The 14840-nt window shown below is 31.5% G+C and carries 14 protein-coding genes; all 14 read right to left on the bottom strand.

Annotation, left to right across the window (positions count from 1 at the left end):
- Positions 1 to 87: 87 nt before the first annotated feature.
- The 14 genes from CLMAG_RS35205 to lysA all read right to left on the bottom strand — a co-directional run bounded on the left by CLMAG_RS35205 (position 88) and on the right by lysA (position 14825).
- Positions 88 to 342 (bottom strand): hypothetical protein, encoded by a 255-nt coding sequence (locus tag CLMAG_RS35205; RefSeq protein ID WP_479723214.1) that lies wholly within the window; start codon positions 340 to 342, stop codon positions 88 to 90.
- A gap of 50 nt (positions 343 to 392) precedes the next feature.
- Positions 393 to 950, bottom strand: coding sequence for a sigma 54-interacting transcriptional regulator (locus CLMAG_RS33305; protein ID WP_201787677.1), 558 nt, complete (start codon positions 948 to 950; stop codon positions 393 to 395).
- Positions 947 to 1984 carry a sigma-54-dependent Fis family transcriptional regulator gene (locus CLMAG_RS33300; RefSeq protein ID WP_201787676.1) on the bottom strand — a complete coding sequence of 346 codons (1038 nt, stop codon included), beginning with the start codon at positions 1982 to 1984 and terminating at the stop codon, positions 947 to 949. Before CLMAG_RS33300 ends, CLMAG_RS33305 begins: the two co-directional genes overlap by 4 nt.
- A gap of 317 nt (positions 1985 to 2301) precedes the next feature.
- On the bottom strand, positions 2302 to 3102 hold the full coding sequence (locus CLMAG_RS26860; protein WP_066630133.1) for an SDR family oxidoreductase: 801 nt from the start codon (positions 3100 to 3102) through the stop codon (positions 2302 to 2304).
- A 64-nt stretch (positions 3103 to 3166) separates the two neighbouring features.
- The gene (locus tag CLMAG_RS26855; protein ID WP_066630132.1) at positions 3167 to 3766 is read right to left on the bottom strand and encodes a Crp/Fnr family transcriptional regulator; all 600 of its coding nucleotides are present in this window, start codon (positions 3764 to 3766) and stop codon (positions 3167 to 3169) included.
- 380 nt (positions 3767 to 4146) lie between these two features.
- Positions 4147 to 4896 (bottom strand): nucleoside phosphorylase, encoded by a 750-nt coding sequence (locus CLMAG_RS26850; RefSeq protein ID WP_066630130.1) that lies wholly within the window; start codon positions 4894 to 4896, stop codon positions 4147 to 4149.
- Positions 4897 to 4900: 4 nt separating this feature from the next.
- Positions 4901 to 6619 carry an adenine deaminase gene (locus CLMAG_RS26845; RefSeq protein WP_066630128.1) on the bottom strand — a complete coding sequence of 573 codons (1719 nt, stop codon included), beginning with the start codon at positions 6617 to 6619 and terminating at the stop codon, positions 4901 to 4903.
- Positions 6620 to 7274: 655 nt separating this feature from the next.
- Positions 7275 to 8339, bottom strand: a complete 1065-nt coding sequence (locus CLMAG_RS26840; protein WP_066630126.1) for an ABC transporter substrate-binding protein — start codon at positions 8337 to 8339, stop codon at positions 7275 to 7277.
- Positions 8340 to 8354: 15 nt separating this feature from the next.
- Entirely contained in the window at positions 8355 to 9413 is a 1059-nt protein-coding gene (locus tag CLMAG_RS26835) for an ABC transporter ATP-binding protein (RefSeq protein WP_066630123.1), read from the bottom strand.
- 17 nt (positions 9414 to 9430) lie between these two features.
- Positions 9431 to 10216 carry an ABC transporter permease gene (locus tag CLMAG_RS26830; protein WP_066630121.1) on the bottom strand — a complete coding sequence of 262 codons (786 nt, stop codon included), beginning with the start codon at positions 10214 to 10216 and terminating at the stop codon, positions 9431 to 9433.
- Positions 10216 to 11046 (bottom strand): ABC transporter permease, encoded by an 831-nt coding sequence (locus tag CLMAG_RS26825; RefSeq protein ID WP_066630119.1) that lies wholly within the window; start codon positions 11044 to 11046, stop codon positions 10216 to 10218. Before CLMAG_RS26825 ends, CLMAG_RS26830 begins: the two co-directional genes overlap by 1 nt.
- Positions 11047 to 11060: 14 nt before the next feature.
- A complete protein-coding gene (locus CLMAG_RS26820; RefSeq protein WP_066630117.1) occupies positions 11061 to 12062 on the bottom strand; it encodes a LacI family DNA-binding transcriptional regulator in 1002 nt (333 codons plus the stop codon).
- A gap of 432 nt (positions 12063 to 12494) precedes the next feature.
- Positions 12495 to 13310, bottom strand: coding sequence for an MBL fold metallo-hydrolase (locus CLMAG_RS26815; RefSeq protein WP_066630116.1), 816 nt, complete (start codon positions 13308 to 13310; stop codon positions 12495 to 12497).
- A 261-nt stretch (positions 13311 to 13571) separates the two neighbouring features.
- Positions 13572 to 14825 carry a diaminopimelate decarboxylase gene (lysA, locus tag CLMAG_RS26810; RefSeq protein ID WP_066630115.1) on the bottom strand — a complete coding sequence of 418 codons (1254 nt, stop codon included), beginning with the start codon at positions 14823 to 14825 and terminating at the stop codon, positions 13572 to 13574.
- Positions 14826 to 14840 lie beyond the last annotated feature (15 nt).

Below are 14840 nucleotides of genomic sequence, written 5' to 3'. Positions count from 1 at the left end.
CTATAATTTTATACAGCTTCCTTTTTCTATAGATTTTTCATTTCATATTTGAAATGTTAAATTTCATATTTGAAATAGAAAATTCACTTAATCATTTTCACTGTTGAAGTTCAGCTTTCTCCATAGAGTAGTTTTACTTATAGAAAAATCCTTGCATAACCTATCTTTATCATCATTATAATTCTTTAATAAAGACCTTAAGATTTCACTTTCCATCTCTTTTAGATTATTTGATAACTTTATGCTTATTTCTTTTTTAACTACCTTCTTAAATTTCTTTGAACTTAGTATTTCTAGTACATATTCTTCATCAAGCTTACTTTTTTCACAACATATTACCAGTCTTTCAATAAAATTTCGTAGTTCTCTAGCATTTCCTTTCCATTCATAGTCTAATAACCATTAAAAATACTATCATTACTCCAGTATAGTTTCTTATTTTCTTTAATGCATTCTTCGTTTAAAAATGAAATAGCCATAGGTATGATATCTTTCTTTCTTAATCTAAGAGGAATTAAATCTAATTCAAGAGAACTAAGTCTGTAATATAAATCCTCTCTAAATCTCTCTTCTTCTACTTCCTCAAAAAGATTTCTATTAGTGGCACATATTATTCGTACATTAATAGGAATAACTTTACCTCCACCTATCTTTCTAATTTCCTTTTCTTGAAGAACTCTCAATAGCTTTGATTGAAAGCCAAGAGATATTTCACCAATTTCATCAAGAAATAGTGTTCCGCCATGAGCTAATTCAAATAGCCCTTTCTTTCCTCCTCTTACTGCTCCTGTAAATGAACCCTCTTCATATCCAAAAAGTTCACTTTCTAGCAAGGTTTCACTTAAAGCTGCACAGTTCACAGACACAAAAGGCATATTAGCTCTTCTGCTTCCATTATGAATACTTTGAGCAAACAATTCTTTACCTGTGCCTGTTTCCCCATATATCAATATTGTCCCTCTGATTTAGCAAATTTAATTGCCTGACTTTTAACTTTAGACATTTCATCACTGTCACCAATAATATCAGGAAATGTATGCTTTGCAACAAATCCATTTTCACTTAAATTTTTTCTTATCTTTAATTCAAGTTTTTCTATGTTAGATGTCTCTTCTAGTATTATAACGGTATCACAAAGCTTATTATCAATGCATATAGGAATTTTATTAAATACTACATTCTTCCCGTTTATTTGAGTTACCATGTTGGCCTCTTCCATCTTTTCACTGAGCTTATCTACAATATCTTCAGGCAAACATTCATTTATGTTATTCCCTAAAACTTTATTCTTGGGATATCCTAGTATTTTTTCTACAGAAGAATTATATACCGTTAAGTCATCATTGGGATCTACAGTAATAACACCTTCCCTTACCATATTTAATATAGTTTCAAATTTTTTTAACTTTGCCTTCTCTTTCAAATTGAGTTCTAATATTTCTTTTGCATGAATTAACGCATGTACTATAGCTTCTTCACCTGACTGCAATAATTCACCATATATACCTCTTTTTAACGCTTCATTTGTAGCTGTTACATCTCCAGCTACGGCATCCACACCTTTATTTTTTATAAGATACTCTACCTTGCCTGGAATTTCACTAACCTTATTACAAGATTCAAATTCTAATGTTACATCAAGTATTTTATTAAAATAATCAGTTTTAAATATTATATTTGATGTTGTTACAAAAGCAATTTTTTTATATCCCTTACCGCTAATGTTACTTATAGCTCTTAATATATCAAATGAAGTTACAGGAATTTCTACTACCGGAATATCAAATTTTTTTCTTAGATTCTCTGCTGTCCCACCTCTACTAACTATGATTTTTGTTCCTGTTTTTATTCCCTTTTCAACCTTATCAATGCCTTGACTCAGATTTCCAAGTACAATTGAAAAAGGTATGTTAACAGATTTTTTCACTTTTTCAGCTAATTGTTCTAGTTCATTATAGGGAGCAACTATTAATATTTCTTCCATAACCCTTCCCCTCACAAAATTTAGTTTACTGTTCTTTTTCTATTCTAGTAAGTTTACACCTAAAATAATAATATCTCGTAATAAGAGTATAATCAAATTTATAAACAATTGAAATAGCCTTTGTTTTTTAACTGGAATCTGACATTCTACCATGATTAGGTTAAATTTACGGTATATTATAATTTCCACTTCCAAATTGCATGCCAGCCCACCTGCTGCATCTCAACAGAATGGGTACTTTCAGCCTCAAAGGTTTCTGTTACTTCTGATTAATTTTATAATTACATATGTTAATTATTATACCCATTCCAATCCACCTATCGCTTTTTCATAAAGTATTCCTTTAGAGAATCAGGAAAATGTGTGATCATACTGTACGTAAATGGAACAGCAACTTTATAACGTGAATTAAGTCGTCTTTTCAAAATTACATCACTAATGGCTTTTGCTGCTTCCTTAGGATCAGCTTGTTTTTGATTGTTTCTATATTTAGCATCTGATTCATAAAAATGAGAATAGCAAGAATTTGGATTCGACATAAGATTACTTGAATTATCAGCCAATGTCTTAAAGAAGTTGGTTTTCATGGGTCCCGGTTCGATGACGGTTGCCTGGATATTATAGCTGTGTAACTCTAAACGCAATGCATCGCTTAAGGCCTCAACTGCAAATTTCGATGCACAATAAGCGCCATTAATCGGTTGAACAAATTTTCCTGAAATTGAACCAATGTTTATAATCTTACCAGATCGTTTCTTACGCATTTCTGGAACAACTGCCTGAATCATGTTTATTATGCCAAATACATTAACATCAAACATACTTTTAGCACTGTTTACATTAATTTCTTCCAAAGCCCCTCTAACTGAGTAACCCGCATTATTTACGAGGATATCAATTTTATGAAATCTAGATATAACTTCGTTTATTGCTGCATAAATGGATTCTCTTTCTGTGATATCCAGCGATAATTTCAAGGATGCAGACAAATCTTTTAAGGCTTCCACATTTCTCGCTGTTGCAACAACCGTATATCCTTTATTAAATAATATCTTACAGAGCTCCCTCCCAATCCCTGTAGAGCATCCGGTAATTAAAATAACTATTTCATTTTTCATAGCAATCAACCTCCAATAATAAAACTTAGCTACATCATAAATCACTTGGAGATTTCTTGCATTATCATTTGTTAAGATTTGATTTATTTCTTATTCTACTAAGGGACACAGCGGTTATTCCTAAATAGGAGGCAAGATGACATTGTTTAAGACGCCTTTCCAAGCCTGGATATGCAGCAAGGAATTGTTTATAGCGGTTCATGCTGTTTAATAATTTAAAACTAATTGCATGTTCTTCTTTCTCAACAATGATACTATCAATCATTTTTTTGTAAAATAAGAGTAGTTGATAATTTCCTTCAACTATTTTCTCAAAATCGGAAATCTTAGCTACAAGAATTTCACTGTCTTCTAATGCTTGTATGCAATACATAGATTCTTTTTGAGACAAATATGCCGCATAAGAAAATAGTATCCCACCTTCTGCATAAAAATACTTTGTTATATCATTGCCTATTCTATTAATATAATAAGAACGAAAAACTCCCTTAATAATCAAACCTATTTCTGTAGATTTTTCACCTTCTCGTAAAAAGAACATGTCCTTTTTTAATATTTTTGGCTTAAGAATACTGCTCAATAAAGCAATGTTTTCCTCATCAAGAGAAATCCCTTTACTTTTCAAAAGATTTATCAATAAACTGTCGTATACATTCTCATTCATACGAAAACCTCTTTTATTCATCATATTCCACTAAAGCTTGTTTTAGTTTTATCAACAATTTAATATCTTTGTATTTGTTGTCATTTACATCATATCATTACTTAAGAGGATTTTACTATATAAAAACCTTTAAAAGCCTTAAAACATCAACATTCTAAGGCATATTATTACGTGCGAAGCTTGAATAATATTATTATAATTTTCAAACCATTAGAAGGCAAGATTTATGTTAATAATGGGATACCAGTACATGAATTTAGTTAAAATAAACAAGTCAAGAGAATATTACAGTTCCCTTGACTTGTTTTTGTACTGATACTTAAAATCATCATATTATTGTTATTTTAATATTTACTTCTATAGATATTTCAAATATTTTTTTATTTTCCACATTTACCTAACTTAACCATTGCATTTACAGCAATATTAATTGTTTTCTTTTCAGCTTCTGAGTATAATCTATCTTTTTCCTCAAGTGTCAATTGGTGCTTCTTAACAATATTTGAATCTGTACCAACTATTGCTCCTGCCTTAAGCCCTCTTTTAGCAGCAACAATGAACACAGTGGCACATTCCATTTCTGAAACTGCTACTTGTGTATTCATTAGTTGTTCATTTAGCTGCTGGTTTTGCATGTAATATGCATCCCTTGTAAGGCTCATTCCAACATAACATTCTTCTTCCTTTAGATATTCTCTTCCAGCTTCTAAAAGGGCGTTTGTTATATCTAAATCTGCAACTGCTGGATATATATCTGGAAGGTATTCCTTACTTGTACCCTCTCCCCTAACTGCTGCATTTACAACTACTGCACTTCCAACAGGAATGCTTTCCCTTCTTCCTCCTGCTGAACCTACCCTTATAAAGGTATGTGCACCTAATCTCGAAAGTTCCTCCATAGCAATTGCCGTTGAAGCTCCTCCAATTCCTGTTGAACACACAGTTAACTTAACTCCATCCTTAACTCCTGTATATACAACATATTCTCTATTTTCAGCTATCTTTTCATAGCTGTCGAATTTTTCTGCTATTCTTTTTGCCCTTGCAGGATCACCAGGAATTAAAACATATTCTGCTACATCTCCCTTTTTACATCTTATATGCTTTTGTAGTGTTTCATCGTATATCATATCTTTATTCCTCCACAAATATATCTACAATTCTATTTTCATTTAATTTGATTAATCCTTTATCTGTTATCTTTAAAAGGGGACTTACTGGCAGGCTGTTGGTACTTAACGACATAATAGGATTGTAATGTTTATATCCTAAATATCTCATAGCCTCTGTAACCTCTTTTAACTCTTTTCCTATCCATTGCATATTTTTATCCGAAAGTATTCCACCTATTGGCAGATCTATTTTAGCCAGTACTTTACCATCTAAAGCAGCACAATAGCCGCCCTGACTGTCTATTATTGAATTTACCACACATACTATATCTGAAGGATTTTTACCAACTACAATAATGTTGTGATGGTCATGAGCATAGGATGCTGCTACGGCACCTTTTCTAATGGTATCTCCTGTTGCCAACCCAAAAGCTATATTTTGGTTTTTCCCATATCTTTCAATTACAGCTATAAGACAATACTCTGAATTTTCCCAATCAAGATAACCATCCTTAACCTCTACTTCTGAAATTATTTCATCTGTAAAGGTACTTCCATCCTGAATCTTTATAACTCTGCACTTAACACTTCCATTATGAATTTTAGCCTTAATCTTTAACATATCTTTATCTATTTTATTTAGCTTAATTGAGTTATAAAAGCTTTCTGGAAATGTTCTTGGTATTTTATCCTGAGTAGCTTTATCATCACTGCTGTATACTTGTTTACCGCTTTTAAATACTTTATTAATTGTAAAACTATTCAAATCCTCTAACATAATAAAGTCTGCTAATTTACCTGGCGCAATGCTTCCTCTGTCTAAGAGATTCATTCTTCTTGCCGGTGTATAAGTAGCGCAGTAAATTGCATTTTCAGGGCTCATTCCCATATCCATTGCCTTTTTTACATGCCTGTTTAAATGACCTTCATTAATTAATACATCAGCCATACAATCGTCTGTAACAAAAGCAAAATGCTCATATAAGTCATTTTTAACTAAATAATCTATAACTGGCTGAACCATTGATTTTTCCTGTATCTGAACAAACATGCCATTTCTTATTCTATCCTCCATACCTTCAACTGTCTGCTGGGTATGGTCCGAGGTAACTCCTGAGAAAATCAATTTAGAAAGCTCTAAGCCTATAATTCTTGGGCAGTGTCCTTCGATTGGAAGCAGTGGATGTTTTTCTTTAAAATATTTAATAATCTTATTTATTTTTTTATCTTCACTATTTATTACATCAAAATAGTTCATAACTTCCCCAAGACATATAACTTTTTCACTATTCATTAATTCCTTAACTTCATCAATTCCAATTTCTCCACCAGTTGTTTCATACTCACTGGCTGTAGATGGAACTGAGCTTGGTATTCCATAGAAAATATCTACTTCAGCATCTTCCCCTGACTTTATCATCTCTAAAACGCCTTCTATACCAAAAACATTAGCTATTTCATGGGGCTCTGAAACTATTGTAGTTACACCATTTTTGATAATTTCCTTTGAAAATGCAATGGGTGTAGCCATTGAACTTTCAATATGCATATGTATATCTATTAATCCAGGAATTATATACCTTCCTTTAGCCTCTATAACCTTTTCACTGTCAATATTCAACTCTTCAGAGCAGCCCACATATATGAATCTATCTCCTATTACAGCAATATCTTCACGAAAGAATTTTTTAAAATATGAATTATAAACTATTCCACCCTTAACTAATAAATCCACCTTCATTGCTATCAACTCTTTCTAACTTTAATTGATATTCAGGGTTGAACGGCCGATACTTAACTTATACTCCGGAATATGTTGCCAAACTTCGGCACAATAAAAACTTTTAATTATTCTAAAGCTCAGCATTTTGAAAATCTAAGAACCATTGATAAACTCGTACCTCAGACATATCAATAGTTCTAAGATTTTCTAAAATGCTTCGCTAAGAATAATAAAAAAGTTTTTATATGTGCCTTCAGTTTTGGCAACATATACCTGCGTATAAGTTAAGTATCTGGTGTTGTTATCTATATATAAATCGTTAACTCTAGAATTAAACTTATCAACTTTGCTAGACTAATTAATAATGGTAAATAGATACTTTATAGGTTCGGTTTTAAAGTTAACGATCGATAGAGAACTACACCAGAAAGTTGACTTATTCGGAGGGACATATTTATTTTCTGAAGGCACATTTAAATACTTTTGTTATAAGTCTTAGTTTGTATTCTTGAAAAAGCTTAGAAGATTTGATTGCTTGAGCATAGCGAGTTCTCAAAGATTCTTAGCTTTTTCAAGAATACGAACTTTAGACTTATCAAAAGTATTTATCGTGCCTGAAGAATATAAATATGCCCCGCAGAATAAGTTAACTTTCGGCCGTCTTTCCTAAATCTTACTTTGATAATTCAGCATTCCATTTGTCAATTATGCCTGATTTAGCTTTATTATATTGCTTCCAGTCAATAACTTTTAAGTTATTAATAACATCCTTACCATAAGTTAAGCCCTTAGCTTGTTCTGCTGTTAAAGTAACATTTACATTTACAGGTGAGTCAACTTTATCTAGCGCATCTGCCTTTTGAACTTCTTCACTTAAACACCAGTTTATAAACTTTTCAGCAAGCTCTTTGTTTTTTGAACCCTTAACAACATTTATAGTATTAAGATTTGCATAGTTGCCTTCTTTAAGCTCTGCCCACTGTGCAGTTGGTACTGCTTCCTTTATTTTTGCAAATACGAAGTCCTGTGCAACACCAACATTTATTTCTCCCTGTGAAAACATATTAACAAAGTCTGATGACTTACTATAGGTTTTAACTATATTCGGCTTTAAAGTAGATATTTCCTTAAATGCACCGTCCACATTATCACTTAATTTAACTCCAGCCTTATTTGCAGCTACTTCCATTAGTGCTGGACCTGCTGTTGAATTTACTTCAGCCACAGAAATTTTTCCTTTTAAATCAGCTCTCCAAAGATCACTCCAGGATGTTATTGGTGTAGTTACGGTCTTAGTATCATAAACTATACCTGTTCTATTGATTGTATATGCTGGACCATATCCATCTCCCATTGCTGATTTAGCAACGTCATATATATTCTTTATGTTAGGGATGTTGTCTTTATTTATTTTTTCAAATAGTCCCTGTTCAATTCCTTGTACTGTATATGAATCAGCAAGATATATTACATCCACTGATCCTGGCATGGATTTAGCCTTATTTAATCTTTCATCGTTATTTCCAACTTCAAGTACAATTTTACAGTTGTTTGCTTTTTCAAAAGGCTCAAAAACATTTTTTCTAAGCTTGTCCTCATTATACCCCCAAGTTGATACAACTAACTTGGTAGGTTCTTTGCTTGTAGCATTTCCTTCTGCTTCCTTGCTGCTTCCACAGCCTGTTAATGTAAAAGATAAAGTTAAAATACTCGCTAAAAGATAGCTTAATTTTTTCATAATAATCCCTCCAATTTAAACTAATACTATTCTTTCCTTTGGAAAATACATTTTAATTTTTTCTCCATTTTCGTAACGCTTGTTAGTATTGTGATTTACAAGCAGTGTTCCTTCTTCTGTCTCAACCATATACTGATACTCTTTACCTAGGAAAGTACTTATTTTAACTATTCCTGATAGAATATTATTTTTTCTTTCATCTCCTTCCATGATTATTTCTATATCCTCAGGTCTTATAGCTCCCTTATAGTTCTTTATGTCCTTTTCTACACTGTCATTTTCTACTTCAAAGCTATTTCCTGATTTAGATTCAAACAATTTTTTATCTGCTTCTTGTCCTTTTATATCAAGCTCGATAAAGTTCTCATATCCAACAAACCTTGCAACAAATTCTGTTGAAGGATTTTTATATATGTTCTGTGGAGAATCAAGTTGTTCTATGACCCCGCCATTCATTACAGCTACTTTATCTGAAATAGAGAAACACTCTTCTTGATCATGGGTTACATATATACTGGTAATTCCAAGTTTTTGTTGAATTCTTCTTATCTCAACTCTCATATTAACTCTAAGTTTTGCATCTAAATTACTTAAAGGTTCATCAAATAATAATAAATCCGGATTTATAACAAGGGATCTTGCCAGTGCAACTCTTTGCCTTTGACCACCAGAAAGCTCTCTCGGTAGTCTGTTTACAAGTTCTTTAAGTCCAACTACATCTATGATTTCGTTAACCCTTTTTGTTAGTTCATCCTTATTAATTTTTCTAAGCTTAAGCCCAAAAGCTACATTATCAAATACGCTTAAATGAGGAAATAATGCATAGCTTTGAAAAACAAAACCAAAATTTCTCTTATGTACTGGAACCTTTGTATAATCCTTGCCATTAAATATGAAACTTCCTTCTTTAATATCATTAAATCCAGCTATAGTTCTTAAAGTTGTTGTTTTTCCACATCCACTTGGGCCTAATAATGATACCAGTTCTCCCTTTTCAACGGACAAATTTAAATCTTTTAATATTACATTTGAATCGTATGCTACTTTTATATTATTTAAACTTAACAAACTCATTTTTCATCCTCCTAAAATTACTTGGCAAAGAAGCTTAAGCCCAGCGTCTTTTCTACTACAAACATTAAAACAGCAGTCATTACCATAAGTATTACTGAAAGTGCCGCTACAGTAGGGTCGAAATAATATTCAACATAACTCATCATTTGTATTGGCAGTGTGCTTATTCCAGGCCCAGTTAAAAATACTGATATAGGAACATTATTAAATGAGTTAATAAAAGCAAGAATAAAGGCAGCTATTATACCTGAGGTCACATTCGGCATAACAACAATGAAAAAGGTTCTAAGTCTGCTTGCTCCAAGACTAATTGCTGCTTCTTCAATTGAATAATCAAAGCTCTCAAGACTGGATGAAACAACTCTTATTATATAAGGGAGAATCGTAACAGTATGTCCTAAAAGTAAGCTAGGATATAAAGGAAGCTTGTTTACAACTATTAGAAATTCAAGTAGTGAAAAACCTAAAACTATTCCTGGAACAATAACCGGTGATAAAAATAGGTTCTGTAATACTCCTTTTCCTTTGAAATTATATCTACTTAACACATAAGCTGCTGGAATACCAATTAAAAGTGCTAAAAAGGTTCCAATAACCGCAACTTCCATACTTATTTTGAAAGTCTTCATAAACATTTCAACCTTAAAAATGTTCTCTACCCATCTTAAAGAAAATCCATCTGGTGGAAACTTTAAATATTCATTAGTTCCAAAGGCTGTGACACTAATAATTACTAAAGGAGCTAAAAGAAAAATATAAACTAAAGTTGTAATTAAGGTTAAAAAGCCATTTTTTCTTTTCATTACGCCTCACCTCTTCCTTGGATCTTAGATGCTAACTTGTTTATAACTGTACTTATTATAATAGTTGTAATTATCATTATTGTGGCAATAACTGATGCTGAATTCCAATCGGACAGAGCCATTGCTTTTTGATATATCAAAGTAGCAAGTACCCTTGACTTATTACCGCCTAAAAGCTGTGGTGTTGTATAGGCTGTGAAGCTCCCTGTAAAAACAAGTATTGAGCCAACTATAATTCCTGGAACACTTAATGGAAAAATAACCTTTATAAAGGCTTCAAATCTTGATGCTCCAAGACTTTCTGCAGCTTCAATTAGACTTGAATCAATATTATCCATAACACCAATCAGTGACATTATCATTAAAGGTAAAAACAAATAGACAAAGCCAACTACAATTGATATTTCATTATAAAGTAATTCAAGAGGTTTATTTATTAATCCAATATTAATAAGAAAGCTATTTATAATTCCCTTCTTTCCTAATATAACCATCCAGCTGAAACTTCTTACAACTGCACTGGTTAGAAGGGGGAAAACTGCAAATATTATAAATAATCCCTTAACATTTTTCTTTGCTCTAGATATGTAATATGAAGTTGGGAAGCCTAATAATACAGAAAATATAGTTGCAATCAAAGAAAGTTTTAGTGTTCTATAATAAACACTCATTGAATAGGGATCTTTAAAGAATGTAACATACCTTGATACAGAAAAACCACTACCACTATCAAAGGTTTTAAAAATTGTTGAAAATAGCGGTAAAATCAAGGAAAATATTATAAGAACAATCCCTGGCAGTAATAAAAAATAAATTCCTTTTTTTCTCATGATATCTTCTCCTTTTATTTTTCTATTGCTAAGCTGCAGCTTTCTCTTACAATTAATTTAGGATATAAGGATATAACCTCAACATTTTTATCCTTATCCTTTATTTGCCTTAGTATAAGATCAATAATTATCTCACTTATCCTTTCCATAGGGTATTCAATAGTAGTTAAGGATGGTGTTATGCTTTCAGAAATTTCAATGTTATCAAATCCAACTATAGAAACATCCTTAGGAACATTTATTCCTTCTCTAATCAAATAATTTAACGCTCCAATTGCCATAAGGTCATTTGCTGCAATTACTCCTGTTATTTCCTTATGCTTTGAATACATTTTTTTCATACAGTCATAACCGCTTTGCATTTTATAATTTCCGTAGCATATATAATCCTTGTTAGCCGCCATTCCATTTTCAGCTAGAGCTTCTAAATATCCCTCTTTTCTCCTTGTTGATATCTCCATATCCTCAGCACCACCAATAAATGCAATGTTTCTATGACCTAATTTTATAAGATGCTCTGCAGCAATAAATGCTCCATAGTTATTATTAACTATAACTGTATTCACTTCTTCCTTCTGTATTTCTCTATCAAGAATTACAAAGGGAATATTTCTTTTCTTTGCTGCATTCATTGCTTCTACACTTCTCTGAGAAGAAACATAGATAATACCGTCAACTCTATTTTCTATTAAGTCAATAAGAAAATCATCTTTGTGATTTTCAATTCCTTCTAAATCAAAAAGAAGTAAATTATAGTTATATGAGTTGGCAACCTTGCTAATATGCCTGGCCATTTTGCCAAAGAAAGGATTTTCTATATTAGGGACAATTAGACCAATTGCTTTTGTCTCTTTTCTGATGTCAGTCCTTTCAAGTGGTTTATAATCCAACTCTTTTATGGCATCTAATATCCTTTCTTTTGTTTCCTCCTTTACGTATCCAGTATTATTTATAACTCTTGATACTGTTGTTATGGATGTATTTGCTAATTTTGCAACTTCTTTTATACTTGCCATTTTACTCCTCCTTTGAGAAAATATTTTCATATTATTTTAAGAAAATATTTTCACATTTTTATTATTCGCTACTTTTTTTATTATTCCTCTTTTTTTGATAAAAATTATTATTATTTTTCTATTTATTTAAGTTTTATTGTTTATTTCCAAAATATATACTCAAATTATTAACTTAATGTTCGTTTTGCATAATGTGAAACTATTTTCATATGAAACTATTAAAAAATACTCAAAATAAAGCACTACCATTAAAATAATAATGATAGTGCCTTTATATATATAATAATTCAATTCTACATAAAAACTCTTTACGATAATTTTTAAGAATTATGAAGTAAAAAGAACCATAAGCAGATTGACCTTTTTGTGCTTTTTATATACTGGTAATTTTTTCATTCATATATTTTCCATAAAATTTTCTTCACGCTATGCTCATAATTTTTCCAGCATTTCATAACTCAATGTACGAAATACCTGACAATAATTTTGAAATCCATCCTGCCCGATAATATAAATATTGGGCATATAGTCCATTCTTGTTTTTGAATACATAATACGTTCCAAGCCATTATCCACAGCTGTATGATTGCTTAAAGCTACATCTACTTTTTTACACATTGCTTCACTGATAAAGTAATCCAATGACTTGAGATATTGCTTCACTTCATTCTTTGTCCATGGTGGTGTCGTACCTCCCCATAATGCTGCCATATGTATTTCTCCATCTTCTTTTACAGGAAATATGTAACTTAATCCTCCCGGAGTATGACCAGGAGTTCCATAAACATATATTGTTTTATCACCTAATGTTATGGTATCACCATCCTGAATATACGCATCAATTTTATAATCTTTCCACGTTTCCGGTCTATCAGGTTTTGTTGGATGTTCTCTCCAAAAAATATCATCTACTTTAGAAAGATATGTATCAACATGATATTTTTCAACAAACCATCTTCCACATCCTGTATGATCAACATGTCCATGTGTCAAAACCAGTTTTTTTATTGTATCAGGATTCCACCCTACATCTTTAATCGCATCTACTATTGCCTCAAAAGCTTTTTTTGCTGGCCAAATAGCGTCTATTACTATCAACCCATCACTTGTCTTTAATACAAAACAATTGGTTTGTTTTTGTGCAACAATTAGCAAATCGTCAAAAATCTTAGCATGGGTAAAAAATGACATATCCTCCATTGCTTTGATTGTTTCTCTCGTAATAACTGGTTTATTTAATCTATTCATTTAATATACACTCCTCTGTACAATATTAATTTTATGGTTGCACAGAGGATAAACGATTCTTTGGATGCATACGTAAAAATATCTTCATGACTTCACCTTCTCTACAAATTACTATTTATAAACTCAGCCTTAAATTTTTAACAAAAACATACTTTATAACAAATTATACCATATATATAAAATGTATGCTGATAAAAGTTCCTAGTATCTCTTTCTTAGTTACCTTTTCATAAAATATGGCTATTGAAGCTGGTATAATTTCTAAAAATAATTTCTCATGAGATCTTCTAAATTATCTCTCCTTCTAATAACCTTTATTTCTCCATTTTCTTTTATAAGAACCTCAGCAGGTCTAAGTCTATTGTTATAATTCGAACTCATTACATAACCATAAGCTCCTGCATCTAATACCCCTATAATATCGCCTTCTTGTATTGGTGGTAAAACTATATTTTCAGATAATATATCTCCACTTTCACATATATTCCCCACTATAGTAACTTCTTCGCTTTCACCAACTAAATTATTATTCTTTTTATATACTTCAATATCATGATGTGAATTGTATATAATAGGTCTTGCAAGAACATTAAAGCCTAAATCTGTCCCCACATATTTTCTACCATAATTCATTTTCACAGCATGAACTGTTCCTAAGAGTACACAACATTCTGCTGGAATATATCTTCCTGGTTCTATTTTAAATTCAATCTCTTTTCCATGCTTTTTAGTCCAATTATATATTACAGAGTCAAGTTCCTTTCCTAAGGCTTTTAAATCTAATCTCTGCTGATCCTTCTGCTTTCTGTATGGAACACCAAAGCCGCCTCCCATGTCAATAAACTCAAGACCTTGAAAGTTTTCAGCAATAGACAGTAAGGCTTTCACACTTTCTAAATAAGTACTTCCTTCCATAAAGAGAGAGCCTATATGTTGATTTATACCTATAAGTTTTAATTTATACTTATTAACAATCTCTTTAACCTCATTAATATATTGTGGATCCACACCAAATTTAGTCTTTTTCCCTGCCGTAACTACTTTTTCACTATGACCTATCCCCATACCTGGATTAAACCTAACTGCTACTGAGCCACCTTCATTTATTTTTCCCAAAAGCTCTAATTGAGAAAGGGAATCTACACTTATAGTAACTCCTCTTTCTATAGCATATTTAAATTCTTCAGCAGATACATTGTTAGGAATAAAGAAAATTTGCTCTGGTTTAAATCCAGCCTCAAGCTGAACATATATTTCCCCAGGAGACATAGCATCCACATTAAGACCTTCTTCCCTTACAATTTTTAATATATGAAAATTGCTATTTGCTTTTGTGGAAAAACTAACAGAAAATTTGTCATACTTTAAAAGATTTCTCATTTCCCTGCATTTTTCTCTTAGGATGCCTTCATTATATACATAAAGCGGACTTCCATATTTCTGCACAAGTTCCTTGGGCGTTGTATTCATATAAAAGTTCAAATTTTCTGTAACCTTATAAAATTTATTATCCATAATTTTTACAGCTCC

This window comes from Clostridium magnum DSM 2767 (assembly GCF_001623875.1).
Classification (GTDB): domain Bacteria; phylum Bacillota; class Clostridia; order Clostridiales; family Clostridiaceae; genus Clostridium_AM; species Clostridium_AM magnum.
Note: the sequence above shows the minus strand (reverse complement) of the source record. Positions and strands in the feature narration are given on the sequence as shown.

Excerpts from the sequence above, each read along its gene's own strand:
- CLMAG_RS26830 (WP_066630121.1), bottom strand. The coding sequence starts at position 10,216 with ATGAAAAGAAAAAATGGCTTTTTAACCTTAATTACAACTTTAGTTTAT.
- CLMAG_RS26855 (WP_066630132.1), bottom strand. The coding sequence starts at position 3,766 with ATGAATGAGAATGTATACGACAGTTTATTGATAAATCTTTTGAAAAGT.
- CLMAG_RS26815 (WP_066630116.1), bottom strand. The coding sequence starts at position 13,310 with ATGAATAGATTAAATAAACCAGTTATTACGAGAGAAACAATCAAAGCA.
- CLMAG_RS26835 (WP_066630123.1), bottom strand. The coding sequence starts at position 9,413 with ATGAGTTTGTTAAGTTTAAATAATATAAAAGTAGCATACGATTCAAAT.
- CLMAG_RS26840 (WP_066630126.1), bottom strand. The coding sequence starts at position 8,339 with ATGAAAAAATTAAGCTATCTTTTAGCGAGTATTTTAACTTTATCTTTT.
- CLMAG_RS26820 (WP_066630117.1), bottom strand. The coding sequence starts at position 12,062 with ATGGCAAGTATAAAAGAAGTTGCAAAATTAGCAAATACATCCATAACA.
- CLMAG_RS26850 (WP_066630130.1), bottom strand. The coding sequence starts at position 4,896 with ATGATATACGATGAAACACTACAAAAGCATATAAGATGTAAAAAGGGA.
- lysA (WP_066630115.1), bottom strand. The coding sequence starts at position 14,825 with ATGGATAATAAATTTTATAAGGTTACAGAAAATTTGAACTTTTATATG.
- CLMAG_RS33300 (WP_201787676.1), bottom strand. The coding sequence starts at position 1,984 with ATGGAAGAAATATTAATAGTTGCTCCCTATAATGAACTAGAACAATTA.
- CLMAG_RS26825 (WP_066630119.1), bottom strand. The coding sequence starts at position 11,046 with ATGAGAAAAAAAGGAATTTATTTTTTATTACTGCCAGGGATTGTTCTT.
- CLMAG_RS26860 (WP_066630133.1), bottom strand. The coding sequence starts at position 3,102 with ATGAAAAATGAAATAGTTATTTTAATTACCGGATGCTCTACAGGGATT.
- CLMAG_RS26845 (WP_066630128.1), bottom strand. The coding sequence starts at position 6,619 with ATGAAGGTGGATTTATTAGTTAAGGGTGGAATAGTTTATAATTCATAT.